This window comes from Sphingomonas sp. HMP9 (assembly GCF_013374115.1).
In the GTDB taxonomy this organism is placed as follows: Bacteria; Pseudomonadota; Alphaproteobacteria; order Sphingomonadales; family Sphingomonadaceae; genus Sphingomonas.
On the sequence record NZ_AP022673.1, the window covers coordinates 261,091 to 274,439 of the forward strand.

General features: G+C 66.5%; 10 protein-coding genes and 2 tRNA genes. 5 read left to right on the forward strand and 7 right to left on the reverse strand.

Features of this window, described 5'->3' with window-relative positions:
- Nucleotide 1 precedes the first annotated feature (1 nt).
- Together HMP09_RS01245 and HMP09_RS01250 are read left to right on the forward strand one after the other, a co-directional pair.
- Nucleotides 2-2,419, forward strand: a complete 2,418-nt coding sequence (locus tag HMP09_RS01245; RefSeq protein WP_176498847.1) for an ABC transporter permease — start codon at nt 2-4, stop codon at nt 2,417-2,419.
- A gap of 10 nt (nt 2,420-2,429) precedes the next feature.
- On the forward strand, nt 2,430-4,835 hold the full coding sequence (locus HMP09_RS01250) for an ABC transporter permease (RefSeq protein WP_176498848.1): 2,406 nt from the start codon (nt 2,430-2,432) through the stop codon (nt 4,833-4,835).
- 54 nt (nt 4,836-4,889) lie between these two features.
- On the opposite strand, the gene HMP09_RS01255 is transcribed toward HMP09_RS01250, so the two are convergent.
- Both HMP09_RS01255 and HMP09_RS01260 read right to left on the reverse strand, forming a co-directional pair.
- A tRNA-Gln gene (locus HMP09_RS01255) sits at nt 4,890-4,964 on the reverse strand.
- A 52-nt stretch (nt 4,965-5,016) separates the two neighbouring features.
- A complete protein-coding gene (locus HMP09_RS01260; protein ID WP_176498849.1) occupies nt 5,017-6,126 on the reverse strand; it encodes a branched-chain amino acid aminotransferase in 1,110 nt (369 codons plus the stop codon).
- Nucleotides 6,127-6,185: 59 nt separating this feature from the next.
- Here HMP09_RS01260 and HMP09_RS01265 point away from each other — a divergent pair, with 59 nt between their 5' ends.
- Together HMP09_RS01265 and HMP09_RS01270 are read left to right on the forward strand one after the other, a co-directional pair.
- The gene (locus tag HMP09_RS01265) at nt 6,186-6,674 is read left to right on the forward strand and encodes a MarR family transcriptional regulator (RefSeq protein WP_232090525.1); all 489 of its coding nucleotides are present in this window, start codon (nt 6,186-6,188) and stop codon (nt 6,672-6,674) included.
- 122 nt (nt 6,675-6,796) lie between these two features.
- A tRNA-Gly gene (locus HMP09_RS01270) sits at nt 6,797-6,870 on the forward strand.
- A 72-nt stretch (nt 6,871-6,942) separates the two neighbouring features.
- Here HMP09_RS01270 and HMP09_RS01275 read toward each other — a convergent pair.
- Nucleotides 6,943-7,785, reverse strand: a complete 843-nt coding sequence (locus HMP09_RS01275) for an IclR family transcriptional regulator (RefSeq protein WP_176498851.1) — start codon at nt 7,783-7,785, stop codon at nt 6,943-6,945.
- A 162-nt stretch (nt 7,786-7,947) separates the two neighbouring features.
- On the opposite strand from HMP09_RS01275, the gene lldD reads away from it, so the two are divergent.
- Nucleotides 7,948-9,081 (forward strand): FMN-dependent L-lactate dehydrogenase LldD, encoded by a 1,134-nt coding sequence (lldD, locus tag HMP09_RS01280; RefSeq protein WP_176498852.1) that lies wholly within the window; start codon nt 7,948-7,950, stop codon nt 9,079-9,081.
- Between the two features lie 93 nt (nt 9,082-9,174).
- Here lldD and fucP read toward each other — a convergent pair whose 3' ends face one another.
- Genes fucP through HMP09_RS01300 form a run of 4 tightly spaced genes read right to left on the reverse strand, consistent with a single transcriptional unit; the run spans nt 9,175 to nt 13,349 of the window.
- Complete coding sequence (gene fucP / locus HMP09_RS01285; protein WP_176498853.1) at nt 9,175-10,455, reverse strand: L-fucose:H+ symporter permease; 1,281 nt, start codon at nt 10,453-10,455, stop codon at nt 9,175-9,177.
- Nucleotides 10,456-10,480: 25 nt separating this feature from the next.
- The gene (locus HMP09_RS01290) at nt 10,481-11,233 is read right to left on the reverse strand and encodes an SDR family oxidoreductase (RefSeq protein ID WP_176498854.1); all 753 of its coding nucleotides are present in this window, start codon (nt 11,231-11,233) and stop codon (nt 10,481-10,483) included.
- Entirely contained in the window at nt 11,230-12,507 is a 1,278-nt protein-coding gene (locus tag HMP09_RS01295) for an L-fuconate dehydratase (RefSeq protein ID WP_176498855.1), read from the reverse strand. Before HMP09_RS01295 ends, HMP09_RS01290 begins: the two co-directional genes overlap by 4 nt.
- The gene (locus HMP09_RS01300) at nt 12,504-13,349 is read right to left on the reverse strand and encodes a fumarylacetoacetate hydrolase family protein (protein ID WP_176498856.1); all 846 of its coding nucleotides are present in this window, start codon (nt 13,347-13,349) and stop codon (nt 12,504-12,506) included. Before HMP09_RS01300 ends, HMP09_RS01295 begins: the two co-directional genes overlap by 4 nt.

The window sequence follows — 13,349 nt, forward strand, 5'->3', positions numbered from 1 at the left end:
CATGACCGCGCTCACCAGTCTCTATCGCTCGCTTGCGCATCACCGGTTGTTCGCGCTGCTCAACATCGGCGGTCTTGCGCTGGGGATCGCGACGTTCCTTGTCCTGTTCCTCTTCGTCCGGTTCGAGACCGGGTATGACCGCGTGTTGCCGCTACAGGATCGGTTGTGGGTGCTGGAGGAGCGCTATGTGATGCCGGGCTATCCGGCCGACACCAATCCGAACACGATGGGCAGCGAACTCAAGATCCTGCAGGCCGATTACCCGCAGCTGGTCGGTACGCGCTACATGAACACGGCGGCGACCGTGCAGCAGGGCGGGCAGGCGACCGCCGAGGATCTGGGCACGGTCGACCCGAACTTCTTCGACCTGATGCGATTTCCCGCGGTCGAGGGCGATCCTGCGGCGACGCTCGCGGACCCGAACGGTCTGGTCATCACGCAGCAGGCGGCACGGAAATATTTCGGGAGCCAGTCGGCGATCGGCCGGACGCTGCAGCTGTCGATCGACGGGACGAGCTATCCCTACCGGGTCGGTGCGGTGCTGTGCGACATGCCCGCCGACGTGACGTTCAAGAGCGAGATGTTCGCGCAATTGGCGCGCACGCGCTTCGGCAATGAATGGTGGGACCATTGGGGCAGCGCATCGCTGACCACGCTTCTGCGGTTCCCCGATGCCGCCGCCGCGCGCGCGTTCGAGACGCAGTTGCCCGAGTTCCTTGGCCGCCACGCCTATGCCGACGGCAATCTCAAGAAAGGCGAGTATTTCCAGTCGCTGCGGCCGCTGACCGCGATGCATCTGTACAGCCCGGGCGATCGCGCGATCGTCACGACACTGGGCGCGGTCGGGCTGCTGACGCTGCTGATCGCGATCGTGAACTACGTCAATCTGGCGACCGCGCGCGCAGGGCTGCGCGCGCGCGAAGTGGCGATGCGCAAGGTGCTGGGCGGCACGCGCCGGTCGCTGGTGCGACAATTCCTTGGCGAGGCGCTGGCGACCGTCGCGGTGGCGGCGCTGATCGGGCTCGCGCTTGCCGAGATCGCGCTGCCGTTCATCAACGCGCTGGGCGGAACGACGCTAGCGATCCGCTATGCCGGATGGGACGGCGTCGTCCTGCCGCTAGTGCTGCTGGTCCTGGGCATCGCTTTGGTCGCGGGGCTGTATCCCGCGTTCGTGCTGTCGGGCTTTCGCCCCGCCGCGGTGCTCGCCTCGACGCGCGCGCCCGGCGGTGGACGCAGCGGCACCCGGCTGCGCAGTGCGCTGGTGGTTGTGCAGTTCGCGATCGCGATCGCGTTCGCCATCGCGACCGGCGTCATGCTCAGACAGACCGCGCATATCCGGGACGCCGATCTCGGTTTTCGTCGCGATGGTTTGCTGATCGTGCGATCGCTGATGACCGGCGGGATCGATTCCCCGCAGCGCGCGGCGATCCTGCGCAGCCTTGCGGGGGCGCCCGGCGTCAACGGCGTCACGGTCGCCAACAATGCGCCGGGCGACCAGAGCACGACCAATTTCTCGGGGTACAGCCGCGCAGGCACGTCCGGCAGCAAGATATCGTTGATGGATGTCGGCACCGGCCGCGACTATTTCCGCGTGTACGGCGCGCGGCTCGTCGCGGGGCGTCTGTTCGACGCCGCGCACGCCGATGACCGGGGCCTGTTGACGGTCGCCGAACGCAAGCGGGCAGGGCCCAACTTGGTGGTCAACCGGACGGCGGTGACCGCGCTCGGTTTCGCCTCGCCGACGGCGGCGCTGGGGCAGGCGATCAACGACGGCGAGCGGGACTCGACGATCATCGGCGTGGTCGACGACCTCCGCTTCAGGAGCCCGCGCGATCCGGTCACGCCGGTCGCCTATACCTACAACACGGTCGACATCCTCTCTCCGTTCGCGGCGGTGCGCTACGCCGGTCGCGATGCGAAGGCGATGACCGCGGCGCTCGAGGCGGCGTGGAAGCGCGTCGTGCCGGGCGTCCCGTTCGACGCGCGCTCGGTCGAGGACAATCTGTACAAGCGGTATTACAAGGCGGACGCGCAACGCTCGCGGCTGTTCACGATCGGCGCGGTGCTGGCGGTGCTGATCGGCTGTATCGGGCTGTACGGTTTGGCGGCATTCGACACCGCGCGGCGCGTCAAGGAGATCGGTATCCGCAAGACGCTCGGCGCGTCGACCGCGGAAGTGCTGCGGCTGCTGATCGGGCAGTTCCTGCGGCCCGTGATCCTCGCCAACCTCGTCGCGTGGCCGCTCGCCTATGTCGCGATGCAGCGCTGGCTCGGCGGGTTCGACGACCGGATCGCGCTGTCGCCGCTGTTCTTCGTCGGCGCCTCGCTCGCTGCGGTGCTGATCGCGAGCGCCACCGTCTTCGGCCAGGCGTGGCGTGTCGCCCGCGCAGAACCCGCCCGCGCGCTGCGCCACGAATAGGGGCCGATCAATGTCCTCAGCCTTGCTGACGCTGTACCGCTCGCTCACCCGGCATCGGCTGTACGCTATCCTCAACATCGGTGGGCTCGCGCTCGGCATCGCCGTGTTCCTGGTGCTGATGTTGTTCGTCCGGTTCGAGACCAGCTACGACCGCGTGCTGCCGGGGTGGGAGCGGGTCTGGACGATCAATCGCACGATCCAGTTTCCTGGCAACCCCGAGGTGCAGATCCCGTCCTCGCCGACGCTCTCCGCTCAATTGACGGCGGCATTTCCCGATCTCGTCGCGGCGCGGATGACGCCCTACGACACCGCGACGGTGCTGACCGGGAACACGAGCACGACGCGCAAACTGGCCTTGGTCGACCGCGATTATTTCCGGGTCTTTCCGTTTCCCGTCGTAGAGGGCGATACCGCGAGCACGATCGCCCGCCCGGATGGGATCGTCGTCACCCGGAGCGTCGCGGAGACGTATTTCGGCAGGACAAGCGCGCTCGGACGCACGCTGACGGTGGCGATCGACGGGACGGCGCGCACCTACCGCGTCGGGGCGGTAATCGCCGACCTGCCGAAGAACCAGACTTACGCCAGTGCCCTTTTCGCGGCGATCCCGGCCGAACTTGCCGACGATTCCCAGTCTACCAGCAATGGTGTCGTGACGTTTCTGGCGCTTCCCGACGCTGCGACGGCGGACAGGATCGGTGCGTTCATGCGGCGCCATCCCGATCCCGGGTTCAATTCCGAAGCGCGTCAATTCCTGAAGGAAGGCATCGTGCCGCTCGCTGGGCGCCATCTTACTGGCGATGGCGTCGGCACGGTCGTTGCCGTGCTGGGCGGCGTGGGGATCGTCGCGCTGTTGCTGGCGGTGGTCAATTACGTCAATCTCGCGACCGCGCGCGCAGGACTGAGGGCGCGGGAAATCGCGATGCGCAAGGTGGTCGGTGCGACCCGGCGGATGCTTATCGGGCAATTGCTCGGCGAAGCCCTGGCTGCGGTGACGCTGGCGGCGTTGATCGGGCTGGCGCTTGCCGAGATCGCGCTTCCCTTCGTCAACGCGATCGGTGGCACCGACTTGTCGATCGTTTATTGGGGGGCGGGGTGGATCCTGCCGCCGCTCGTTGCGACGACCATGCTCGTGACGCTGCTCGCAGGATTCTATCCGGCGTTCGTGATATCCCGGTTCCTGCCGGCGGGCGTGCTCGCCGCGGCGCGGACCCCCGGCGGCGACCGGGCGGGCGCACGGCTGCGCAAGGCACTGGTGGTGACCCAGTTCGGCATCGCCGTCGCGCTGATGATCGGGACGGCGGTGCTGTTCGCCCAGACCCGGCATGTCCGGCAGGCGGATATAGGCTTCGGGCGCGACGGGCTGATCATGCTCAGCGGGTATGGCGACCCCGCGCTCGATCGGGCGCAACGAGCCCGGCTGGTCGACGCGATGCGCAATACCCGCGGGGTCGCAGGAATCACGACGAGCGGCGTCGTGCCCGGCGGCGGCACGTTCGCGATCGCCAAGATGCAGCGTGCCGGCACGACAGGCGAGCCGCCGATGATCGTCCAGGCGACGGTCGGCGAGCATTTCTTCGCAACCTACCGGGCGCGCCTGCTGGCGGGTCGCGCCTTCGAGCCGGATCGTTTTGCGCTCGACATCGGCAATGGCCGCACCGACGGCAAGGCCTTGGCGGGCAGGGTGGCGAACATCATGCTCAACCGTACGGCCGCTCGGCGCCTTGGGTTCGACAGAGCCGACGAAGCGATCGGCCAGATCGTTTCGCTAGACGGTGCGACGGTGAGGATCGTGGGTGTCATTGCCGATATGCGCTTCGGTACGCCGCGCGAGCCCGTCGAGGCGTTCGCCTATAGCTATCAACCGGGTGGTGGCTACCGCGCCATTCTCGTGATCCGTACCGCGGCCGATCCCGGACTCGTCCTGGAACGCCTCGAAACGACGTGGCGTCGCATCGCGCCAGCGGTTCCGCCGGCCGCCACGACGGTCGACCAGACCCTGTACGAATCCTATTATCGCCAGGACGTCCAGCGATCGCGGTTGTTTACGGCCGGCGCGGTGCTTGCCGTCGCGATCGGGTGCCTCGGGCTCTATGGCCTAGCAGCGTTCGATACCATGCGACGCGTCAAGGAGATCGGCATCCGCAAGGTGCTGGGGGCTTCGACCAGCGACATCATGCGGCTGCTGCTGGTGCAGTTCCTCAGGCCGGTCCTCCTCGCAAACGTCATGGCATGGCCGATCGCGTGGTTCGCGATGTCGCACTGGCTGAGCGGATTCGACGACCGTATCGTCCTGTCGCCGGTCTATTTCGTCGGCGCCAGCACGCTCGCGCTGGTCATCGCTGCCGCGACGGTTGCCAGCCAGGCATGGCGCGTAGCACGGGCCGAACCCGCCCGCGCGCTGCGCCAGTTCTGATACTGTGCTAAGGCCTGCTGCGCTAACCCGATGGATCCGCGTGGTTTTTGTAATTGGCTGGGGCGGCAGGGTTCGAACCTGCGCATGGCGGCATCAAAAGCCGCTGCCTTACCACTTGGCGACGCCCCAACAGAGGCGGCCTTATAGCGGGGCCGCGCCGCGTGAAAAGCCCTTGCGGACGTCAATCGGCGAGATGGTGCAGCCAGTTGTTGTCGTCGGGCGCCGTGCCGCGCTGGATCGACACGAGCGCATCGCGCATCCGCATCGTCAGCGCACCGGGAGCACCGTCACCGATCGTGAAGCGGCCTTCGGGACTCGCTACGGTACCGATCGGCGTCACCACTGCCGCGGTGCCGCAGGCGAACGCCTCGACCAACCGGCCGCTCGCCGCGTCGGCACGCCACTGGTCGATCGTGTAGCCCTCTTCGCGGACCTCGATGCCGCTCGCCCGCGCAAGCGTCAGGATTGAATCGCGCGTGATGCCGGGCAGGATCGTGCCGGTGAGCGCCGGCGTCGCCATGCTGCCATCGTCGAACACGAAGAAGATGTTCATGCCCCCGAGTTCCTCGACCCAGCGCCGCTCGGCTGCATCGAGGAAGACGACTTGGTCGCAGCCGTTGCGGATAGCCTCGGACTGCGCGAGCAGGCTGGCTGCATAGTTGCCGCCGCACTTGGCCGCGCCCGTGCCGCCCTGCGCGGCCCGCGTGTACTGCTGGCTGACCCAGATCGAGACGGTCGGGGCGCCGCCCTTGAAATACGCGCCGACCGACGAGGCGAGCACCATGTAGAGATACTCGGCGGACGGCTTCACGCCGAGGAACACTTCGGACGCGAACATGAACGGACGCAGGTACAGCGCGCCACCATCGTTCTCCGGGATCCAGTTCGCGTCGGTTTTCACCAGCCGCTCGACCGATTCGAGGAACAACTCGGTCGGCAGTTCGGGCATCGCGAGGCGACGCGCCGAATCCTGGAACCGGCGTGCATTGGCTTCGGGGCGGAACAGCGCGGTGCCGCCGTCGGCGAGCCGATACGCCTTCATCCCCTCGAAGATCTCCTGCGCATAATGGAGAACGGACGACGCCGGATCGATCGTCAGCGGCGCGCGCGCGGTGATGCGCGCGTCATGCCAGCCCTCGGTCTCGCTGTAGCGGATCATCGCCATGTGATCGGTGAAGACTCGGCCGAATCCGGGATCGATCAGCCGCTTTGCCCGCTCGTTCGCCTCGACCGGAGTCGCGTTCGGCTCATGTCGGAAGGCTGAGGACGGCGTAAAAGCTGGAGCGGACATCGAAAATCTCTCTCGTGGCGGGTTGCCGACGACTACGGGCGATGTCTAAACCGGTCAACATGTCTGCCACAGCGTCGCCTGCCTCACCCCTGTTCCTTCGGGAGCCCGAACTCCGCCGCGGCATGGAGCTGCTGTATTTCGGCTATAGTCACCTGACGCGGTCGATCGACCAGGGGTTGGCCGAGGAGGGGCTGGGCCGTGCGCACCACCGCGCGTTGTATTTCATCGCGCGCAAGCCCGACATGACGGTGAGCGAGCTGTTGTCGCTGCTGGCGATCACCAAGCAGTCGCTGGGGCGCGTGTTGAACGAACTCGCCGACCGCAAGCTGGTCGAGACGCGTCCTGGCGAGCGCGACCGGCGCCAGCGGCTGTTGCGGTTGACCGCCGAGGGCTCGACGATGGAGCGCGAGTTGTTCGAGGCCGCGCGGGTCCGGATGGCGGAGGCATATGCGAGCGCCGGGCAGAGCGCGGTATCCGGGTTCTGGGCGGTCCTCGAAGGACTGGTGCCCGAAGCCGACCGTTCGCAGGTGTTCGGCCTGCGCGGCTAGTGGATCCGGGGGCAGGGACCGGCGGCACGATTTGGCGTTGACGTCGCCGCCAGGACTGTGGCACTCGACCGATCATCGAACGCCGGGGCACGATCCGGACCGACAGGCGTAAGTTGCCGTTCGCGGGTGTAGCTCAATGGTAGAGCTTTTGCTTCCCAAGCAAGTGACGAGGGTTCGATTCCCTTCACCCGCTCCAACGCAGACAATAGTGCGAGCTTCGGTAGAGCGTCGGCGTCTGTAGCCGGAACCCCCACGCCGCGTAACAGCCTCACACCACCGGTCTTGGTACCCAAGCGGCATCGCTCGGTTCGTACCAGCCGAGCGCCTGGGAGATCTGCATCGCGGTCCGTTTCAGCACAACCAGCGCTTCGCCTGCAGCAATGTGCGGCGTCTCGTCTATCACTTCCAGGAACGGGATCGTCAGCGCCGCGACGACGCGCCCGTCATAGCCGAAGATCGGGCAGCTCATGTCGGAAACGCCCGCCATGCGGTTGCTTTGGCTCCATTCATGCCCGCGTTCCCGGATTGCGGCGAGATGCGCGTCCAGGTCGCGGCGCGTCTCGTCCGTCGCGTCGTCCATCGTCTCGTCGAGGATCGTGGTGCGCGTATCCTCGCGCATGAACGCCAGCAGGACGTGCCCCGAGCAATTCGTCGCGAGCGCGATACTGGTGCCCAGCCGTACGGCGAAACCGGTCGGACCGGGACTTTCCTGGCGCAGCACGATCAGGCCGCGTGTGCCACTGACCACGACCAGATGGCAGGATTGCATCGCGGCGGCAGACAAGGCGTGCATCAACGGCGCGGCGACATGCGTCAGTTCCTGCGCGGGCGTAGCACGGTGGGCGGTTTCGAGCAGCTTGTAGGTCACGCGGTAGCGGTCGCTGGCGGGATCCTTGTGCAGCCAGCCGCGGCGATCGAGTACCACGATCACGCGGAACAGCTCGCTGATCGACCGCGACAGGCGGTTCGCAATGTCGGTGACCGTCAGGCCGCTCGGCTCGCGTGCAAGGAGTTCGACGATGTCGATCGCCTTTTCCAGCGCAGGGGCGGAATAGACGCGCGGGCCTGCATCCTTGGTGTCCGGCTTGGGCGGTTGCGAGATAGGGGGCATGGCTGGGCGATCGTGATTGCGGTCGCGAACCTTATGCCGCAAGCGCCGCGGGTCGATACAACTATCTTTCATATCTGAAAGTTGCTAGCGGGGACGTCGGCTTGCTAGGGACGACACACGCCGCGACTTCGGGATCGATGCGCACGATATGGGAGATGCCGCATGACGATCGCCTCGACGCTCGATTTCCGCGAGGCTGCGCGCAAACGGCTGCCGCGGTTCCTGTTCGAGTATGCCGATGGCGGCTCCTATGCGGAGGCGACGTTGGCGCGCAACGTGAGCGACCTGTCGGGGATCGCGCTGCGCCAGCGGGTGTTGCGCGACGTGTCCGATCTCGATCTGTCGACGACGCTGTTCGGCCAGCATCAGGCGCTGCCGGTCGGGCTTGGGCCCGTCGGGATCGCGGGCATGTACCATCGTCGCGGCGAGACGCAGGCGGCACGCGCGGCACATGCCGCGGGTGTGCCGTTCTGCCTGTCCACGGTGTCGCTGTGCTCGCTCGGCGAAGTGGTGAAGGCGGCACCCACCGGGCCGACCTGGTTCCAGCTCTATGTCATTCGCGACCGGGCGTTCATGCGCGACCTGCTGGCGACGGCGAAGGCGCAAGGCGCCAAGGCGCTCGTCTTCACGGTCGACATGCCGGTGCCGGGCGCGCGCTACCGCGACCAGCATTCGGGGATGTCGGGCCCGCGCGGGCCGCTGCGCCGGATGTTGCAGGCGATGGGGCGGCCCGGCTGGGCGTGGGACGTGGGCTTGCACGGGCGGCCGCACCAGCTCGGCAATCTGGAGCCGGTGCTGGGCAAGGCGAGCGGGCTGAACGATTATATGGGCTGGCTCGGCAGCAATTTCGATCCGTCGATCGCGTGGAAGGATCTCGAGTGGATCCGCGAAGGCTGGGACGGCCCGCTGATCATCAAGGGCATCCTCGATCCCGACGACGCACGCGAGGCGGCGGCGATCGGTGCGGACGGAATCGTCGTGTCGAACCATGGCGGACGGCAGCTCGACGGCGTGCTGTCGAGCGCGGCAGCGCTGCCGGCGATCGCGGACGCGGTGAAGGGGCAGCTTACCGTGCTGGCGGATTCGGGGGTTCGGTCGGGGCTGGACGTGGTGCGGATGCTGGCGCTGGGTGCGGATGGCGTGCTGCTCGGACGGGCTTGGCTCTATGCGCTGGCGGCGCGGGGCGAGGCGGGCGTTACGCAGCTGCTTACGCTGATCGAGCGGGAGATGCGCGTCGCGATGGCGCTCACCGGGGTGCGATCGATTGCCGAGATCGACCGGAATATCCTCGTCTGAATATCCAGTCCTGTTCTCCTGCGAACGCAGGAGCCCAGGATTGCGAACGCCGCCCTATGATACCCTGGGCTCCTGCGTCCGCAGAAGAACGGACTAGTGAATGGTCGCGGGAGGACCGTTGCCTGCCGCTGGCGTCCCCGCCACCTTCACCGCAAACCCCAGCACCACCAGGAAACACGCCGCGGGCACCAGCATCGCGGTATCGATGCCGGCGAGATCGGAGATGTGTCCCATCAGACCGGTCAGCACCGCGCCGCCAATGATCGCCATGATGATGAGCGACGCGCCCGCGCGACGAAGCGGCCCCAGTCCGTCCATGCCGAGCGCGAAGATCGTCGGGAACTGGATCGACATGAACAGGCTTGCGAGCACGAGCGCGTAGAGCCCGCCCTGTCCGCCGACGAGGCCTGCAATCGCGGCCAGCCCCGCGCTGACACCGGCGAAGATCGCGAGCAGGCGAGGGGGCGCGATCTTGCCCATCAGCGCGGTCCCGACGAACCGGCCGATCCCGAACAGGACGAGGCTGGCGAACAGGTAATCGGCAGCGTCGTGCTCGGCCATGCCGGGGACGTTCGCCTGCGCGTAGCGGATCGTGTAGCTCCAGATGCCGACCTGCGCGCCGACATAGAAGAACTGCGTGACCGTCGCGAAGATCAGGCGCGGGTGGGCAAACACGTCGACGAACCGCGACGGCGCACCGACCGATTCCTCTGCGCGATGTTCGGGAAAGCGGATCACCGCGGCGGCGACGGCGAACAGCAACACGACGAGGCCGATCACCAGATAGGGCGTCTGCACCGCTACGACCTCGCTGCGATAAAAGGCCTCGCGCGCGGCCGGGCTCATCGCCGCGACCGTCGGTTCGTCGTGAACGATCGCCGACAGAATGAAATACTTGCCGATCAGCACCCCCGCCACGGTGCCCACCGGGTTCGCCGCCTGCGCCCAGTTCAGCCGCTTGGCCGCAGTTGTCGGGTCGCCGAGTTCGGTCATCAGCGGGTTCGCCGACGTCTCCAGGAACGCCAGGCCGCACGCGATCACGAACAAGGCCGCCAGAAAATACAGATACTCGCCATAGTGCGCCGCGGGGTAGAACAGCAGCGCACCTGCCGCGTACAGGACAAGGCCGGTGACGATCGCCGTCTTGTAGCCCTTTGCACGCGTCACGAGCGCCGCCGGCACCGCAAGCAGGAAATAGCCCATGTAGAAGGCCTGCTGGACGAAGCTGGTCTGGAAATCGGTGAGCGTGAACGCCTTCTTGAACTGCGCGATCAGGATGTCGTTGAGGTTGTTCGCCATTCCCCAGAGAAAGAACAGCGCGACCGTCAGCACGATCGCCGGCACGTAGTTCCTGTCGGCGGTCGTTCCGCGCATTGATCTACTCCTGATTATGGTTTTGTCAGTCTATCGCGCGGTCGAGATGGGTGTAGCCGCCATCGACGTAGAGCCATTGGCCGGTCGTGTGGCTCGCCCGGTCGGAGAGCAGGAAGACGACCGTATCGGCGATCTCGCGATCCTCGGTCATGCGGTGGCCGAGCGGTATGCGGCCGACGATGCCGTCGAGCTTGGCCTGCGGATCGTCGAACGTGTCGATCCAGCGTTTGTAGAGCGGCGTCATCACCTCTGCCGGGATCACCGCGTTGACGCGGATCCCGTCGCCGCGCAGGGCGACCGCCCATTCGCGGGTGAGCGCGAGTTGCGCGCCCTTCGCCGCCGCATAGGCGCTGGTGTCGCCTTGTCCCGTGACCGCGGTCTTCGACGAGATGTTGACGATCGCGCCGCCGGTCTTGCGCAGATGCGGTACCGCGTGATGCGCCATCGCGAAATAATGGACGAGGTTCTGGTCGAGCGAGGCGCGGAACTCGGCCGGTGACCGGTCGAGCCCGATGCTGTCATTGGCGCCGGCGTTGTTCACCAGGCCGTCGATCCGGCCGTAGCGTGATACCGCCGCCTCGACGGCCGCGGCGCACGCATCGTCGTCGGACAATTCGGTCGCGACGAACAGATGCTCGGCCGTGAAATCCTCCGGTGCGCTCCGTGATACGATCACGGGGATCGCACCTTCCTCGGCCAACGTGCGGACGATGGCAAGGCCGATCCCGGCCCCGCCACCCGTGACGATCACGATTTTACCGTCGAGCCCGAGCTTCATCCGGCGAACCGATAATCGATCAGCGACTGGGGCTTCATCTCGATCGAATAGCCGGGCAGCGTCGGCGGCATGTACGCTGCATCGCGGATCACGCAGGGGTCGACGAAATGCTCGTGGAGATGGTCGACATATTCGATCACACGCCCCTCCTTGGTGCCCGAGAAGCAGATATAGTCGATCATCGAGAGATGCTGGACATATTCGCACAGGCCGACACCGCCGGCATGCGGACAGACCGGCAGGTCGTACTGGGCCGCGAGCAGCAGCACCGCGAGCACCTCGTTGACGCCGCCCAGACGGCAGCTGTCGATCTGCACGACGTCGATCGCGCCTGCCGCCATGAACTGTTTGAACATGATGCGGTTCTGGCACATCTCGCCGGTCGCGACCTTGACCGCTCCGATCGCGCGCCGGATCGCCTGGTGGCCGAGGATATCGTCGGGGCTGGTCGGCTCCTCGATGAACCAGGGTTTTGCAAAAGCCAGCGCGTTGATCCACTCGATCGCCTGCGGAACATCCCACACCTGGTTCGCGTCGATCATCAGCTTCCGATCGGGACCGAGCACCTCGCGCGCGATCGTCAGGCGCCGGATATCGTCTTCCAGGTCGCGACCGACCTTCAGTTTGATATAGTCGAAGCCCGCATCGACCGCCTCCTGCGCGAGCCTGCGCAGCTTCTCGTCGGGATAGCCGAGCCATCCCGCCGATGTCGTGTAACAGGGGAAGCCGTTGGCCTCGAGATCGGCGATCCGCTCGGCCTTGCCCGCCGCGCGGTTCGTCAGCAGCGTGAGCGCGTCCTCCGGGGTGATGGCATCGGTCAGGTACCGGAAGTCGATCGTCCGGACCAACTCCTCCGGGGTCATGTCCGCGACGAGGCGCCAGACCGGCTTGCCGACCGCCTTCGCCCACAGATCCCAGATCGCGTTGACGACCGCGCCGGTCGCGAGGTGGATCGCGCCCTTGTCGGGGCCGATCCAGCGCAACTGGCTGTCACCGGTCAGATGTCGCCACATCCGCCCCGGATTCGCGATGATCCAGTCGAGGTCTAGCCCGATGACAAGATGCCGCATCGCCTCGATCGCCGCGACGCAGATGTCGTTGCCGCGCCCGATCGTGAAGGTCAGGCCGTGGCCTTCGAGGCCGTCGGTATCCGTGTCCAGCACGACATAGGCGGCCGAGTAATCGGGATCGGGGTTCATCGCGTCGGACCCGTCGAGCCCCGCGCTGGTCGGGAAACGAAGGTCGATCGTCCTGAGGCCGGTGATGGTCGTCATGCGGCGGCGACCATCGCCTGCGTCTGTTCGCCAAGGCCATCAATGCCGAGCCGCACGGTCTGGCCTGCACGCAGATATACCGGCGGCTTCTGGCCCAGGCCGACGCCCTTCGGCGTACCGGTCGAGATGATGTCGCCCGCCTCGAGCGTGCAGAAGTCGCTGAGGTAGGAGACGATCGTGGCGACGTCGAAGATCATGTTGGCGGTGGTGCCGTCCTGATAGCGATGGCCGTCGACTTCGAGCCAGAGCTTCAGGTCTTGCGGATCGCCGACCTCGTCCGCGGTGACGAGCCAGGGACCGATCGGGCCGAACGTATCGCAGCCCTTGCCCTTGTCCCACGTGCCGCCACGCTCCAGCTGGAACGCGCGCTCGGACACGTCATGGACGACGCAATAGCCGGCGACATGCGACAGCGCATCGGCCTTGGCGATATGGCGGCCAGGGGTGCCGATAACGACGCCGAGCTCGACCTCCCAGTCGGTCTTTTCGGATCCGCGCGGGATCTCGACATCGTCGTTCGGGCCCTGGATCGCGCTGGTCCATTTTCCGAACACGACCGGCTCGGCGGGGAGGTCCATGTTGCTCTCCGCGGCGTGGTCCGAATAATTCAGGCCGATGCAGATGAACTTGCCGGTCCGCGTGACGCACGGCCCGATCCGCGGCGCGCCATCGACCTTGGGCAAGGTCGTGACGTCGAGCGCGGCGATCTTTGCAAGACCCTCGGGTGACAGCAGGTCACCGGCGATATCGCCAAGTTCGGGGGGCAGCGCGCGGATCGCACCGTCCTGATCGAGGATGCCGGGCTTTTCCTGGCCGCGCGGGCCGTAACGCAGAAGTTTCAT

Excerpts from the sequence above, each read along its gene's own strand:
- HMP09_RS01245 (WP_176498847.1), top strand. The coding sequence starts at position 2 with ATGACCGCGCTCACCAGTCTCTATCGCTCGCTTGCGCATCACCGGTTG.
- HMP09_RS01300 (WP_176498856.1), bottom strand. The coding sequence starts at position 13,349 with ATGAAACTTCTGCGTTACGGCCCGCGCGGCCAGGAAAAGCCCGGCATC.
- lldD (WP_176498852.1), top strand. The coding sequence starts at position 7,948 with ATGACGATCGCCTCGACGCTCGATTTCCGCGAGGCTGCGCGCAAACGG.
- HMP09_RS01295 (WP_176498855.1), bottom strand. The coding sequence starts at position 12,507 with ATGACGACCATCACCGGCCTCAGGACGATCGACCTTCGTTTCCCGACC.
- HMP09_RS01265 (WP_232090525.1), top strand. The coding sequence starts at position 6,186 with ATGTCTGCCACAGCGTCGCCTGCCTCACCCCTGTTCCTTCGGGAGCCC.
- HMP09_RS01275 (WP_176498851.1), bottom strand. The coding sequence starts at position 7,785 with ATGCCCCCTATCTCGCAACCGCCCAAGCCGGACACCAAGGATGCAGGC.
- HMP09_RS01290 (WP_176498854.1), bottom strand. The coding sequence starts at position 11,233 with ATGAAGCTCGGGCTCGACGGTAAAATCGTGATCGTCACGGGTGGCGGG.
- fucP (WP_176498853.1), bottom strand. The coding sequence starts at position 10,455 with ATGCGCGGAACGACCGCCGACAGGAACTACGTGCCGGCGATCGTGCTG.
- HMP09_RS01260 (WP_176498849.1), bottom strand. The coding sequence starts at position 6,126 with ATGTCCGCTCCAGCTTTTACGCCGTCCTCAGCCTTCCGACATGAGCCG.
- HMP09_RS01250 (WP_176498848.1), top strand. The coding sequence starts at position 2,430 with ATGTCCTCAGCCTTGCTGACGCTGTACCGCTCGCTCACCCGGCATCGG.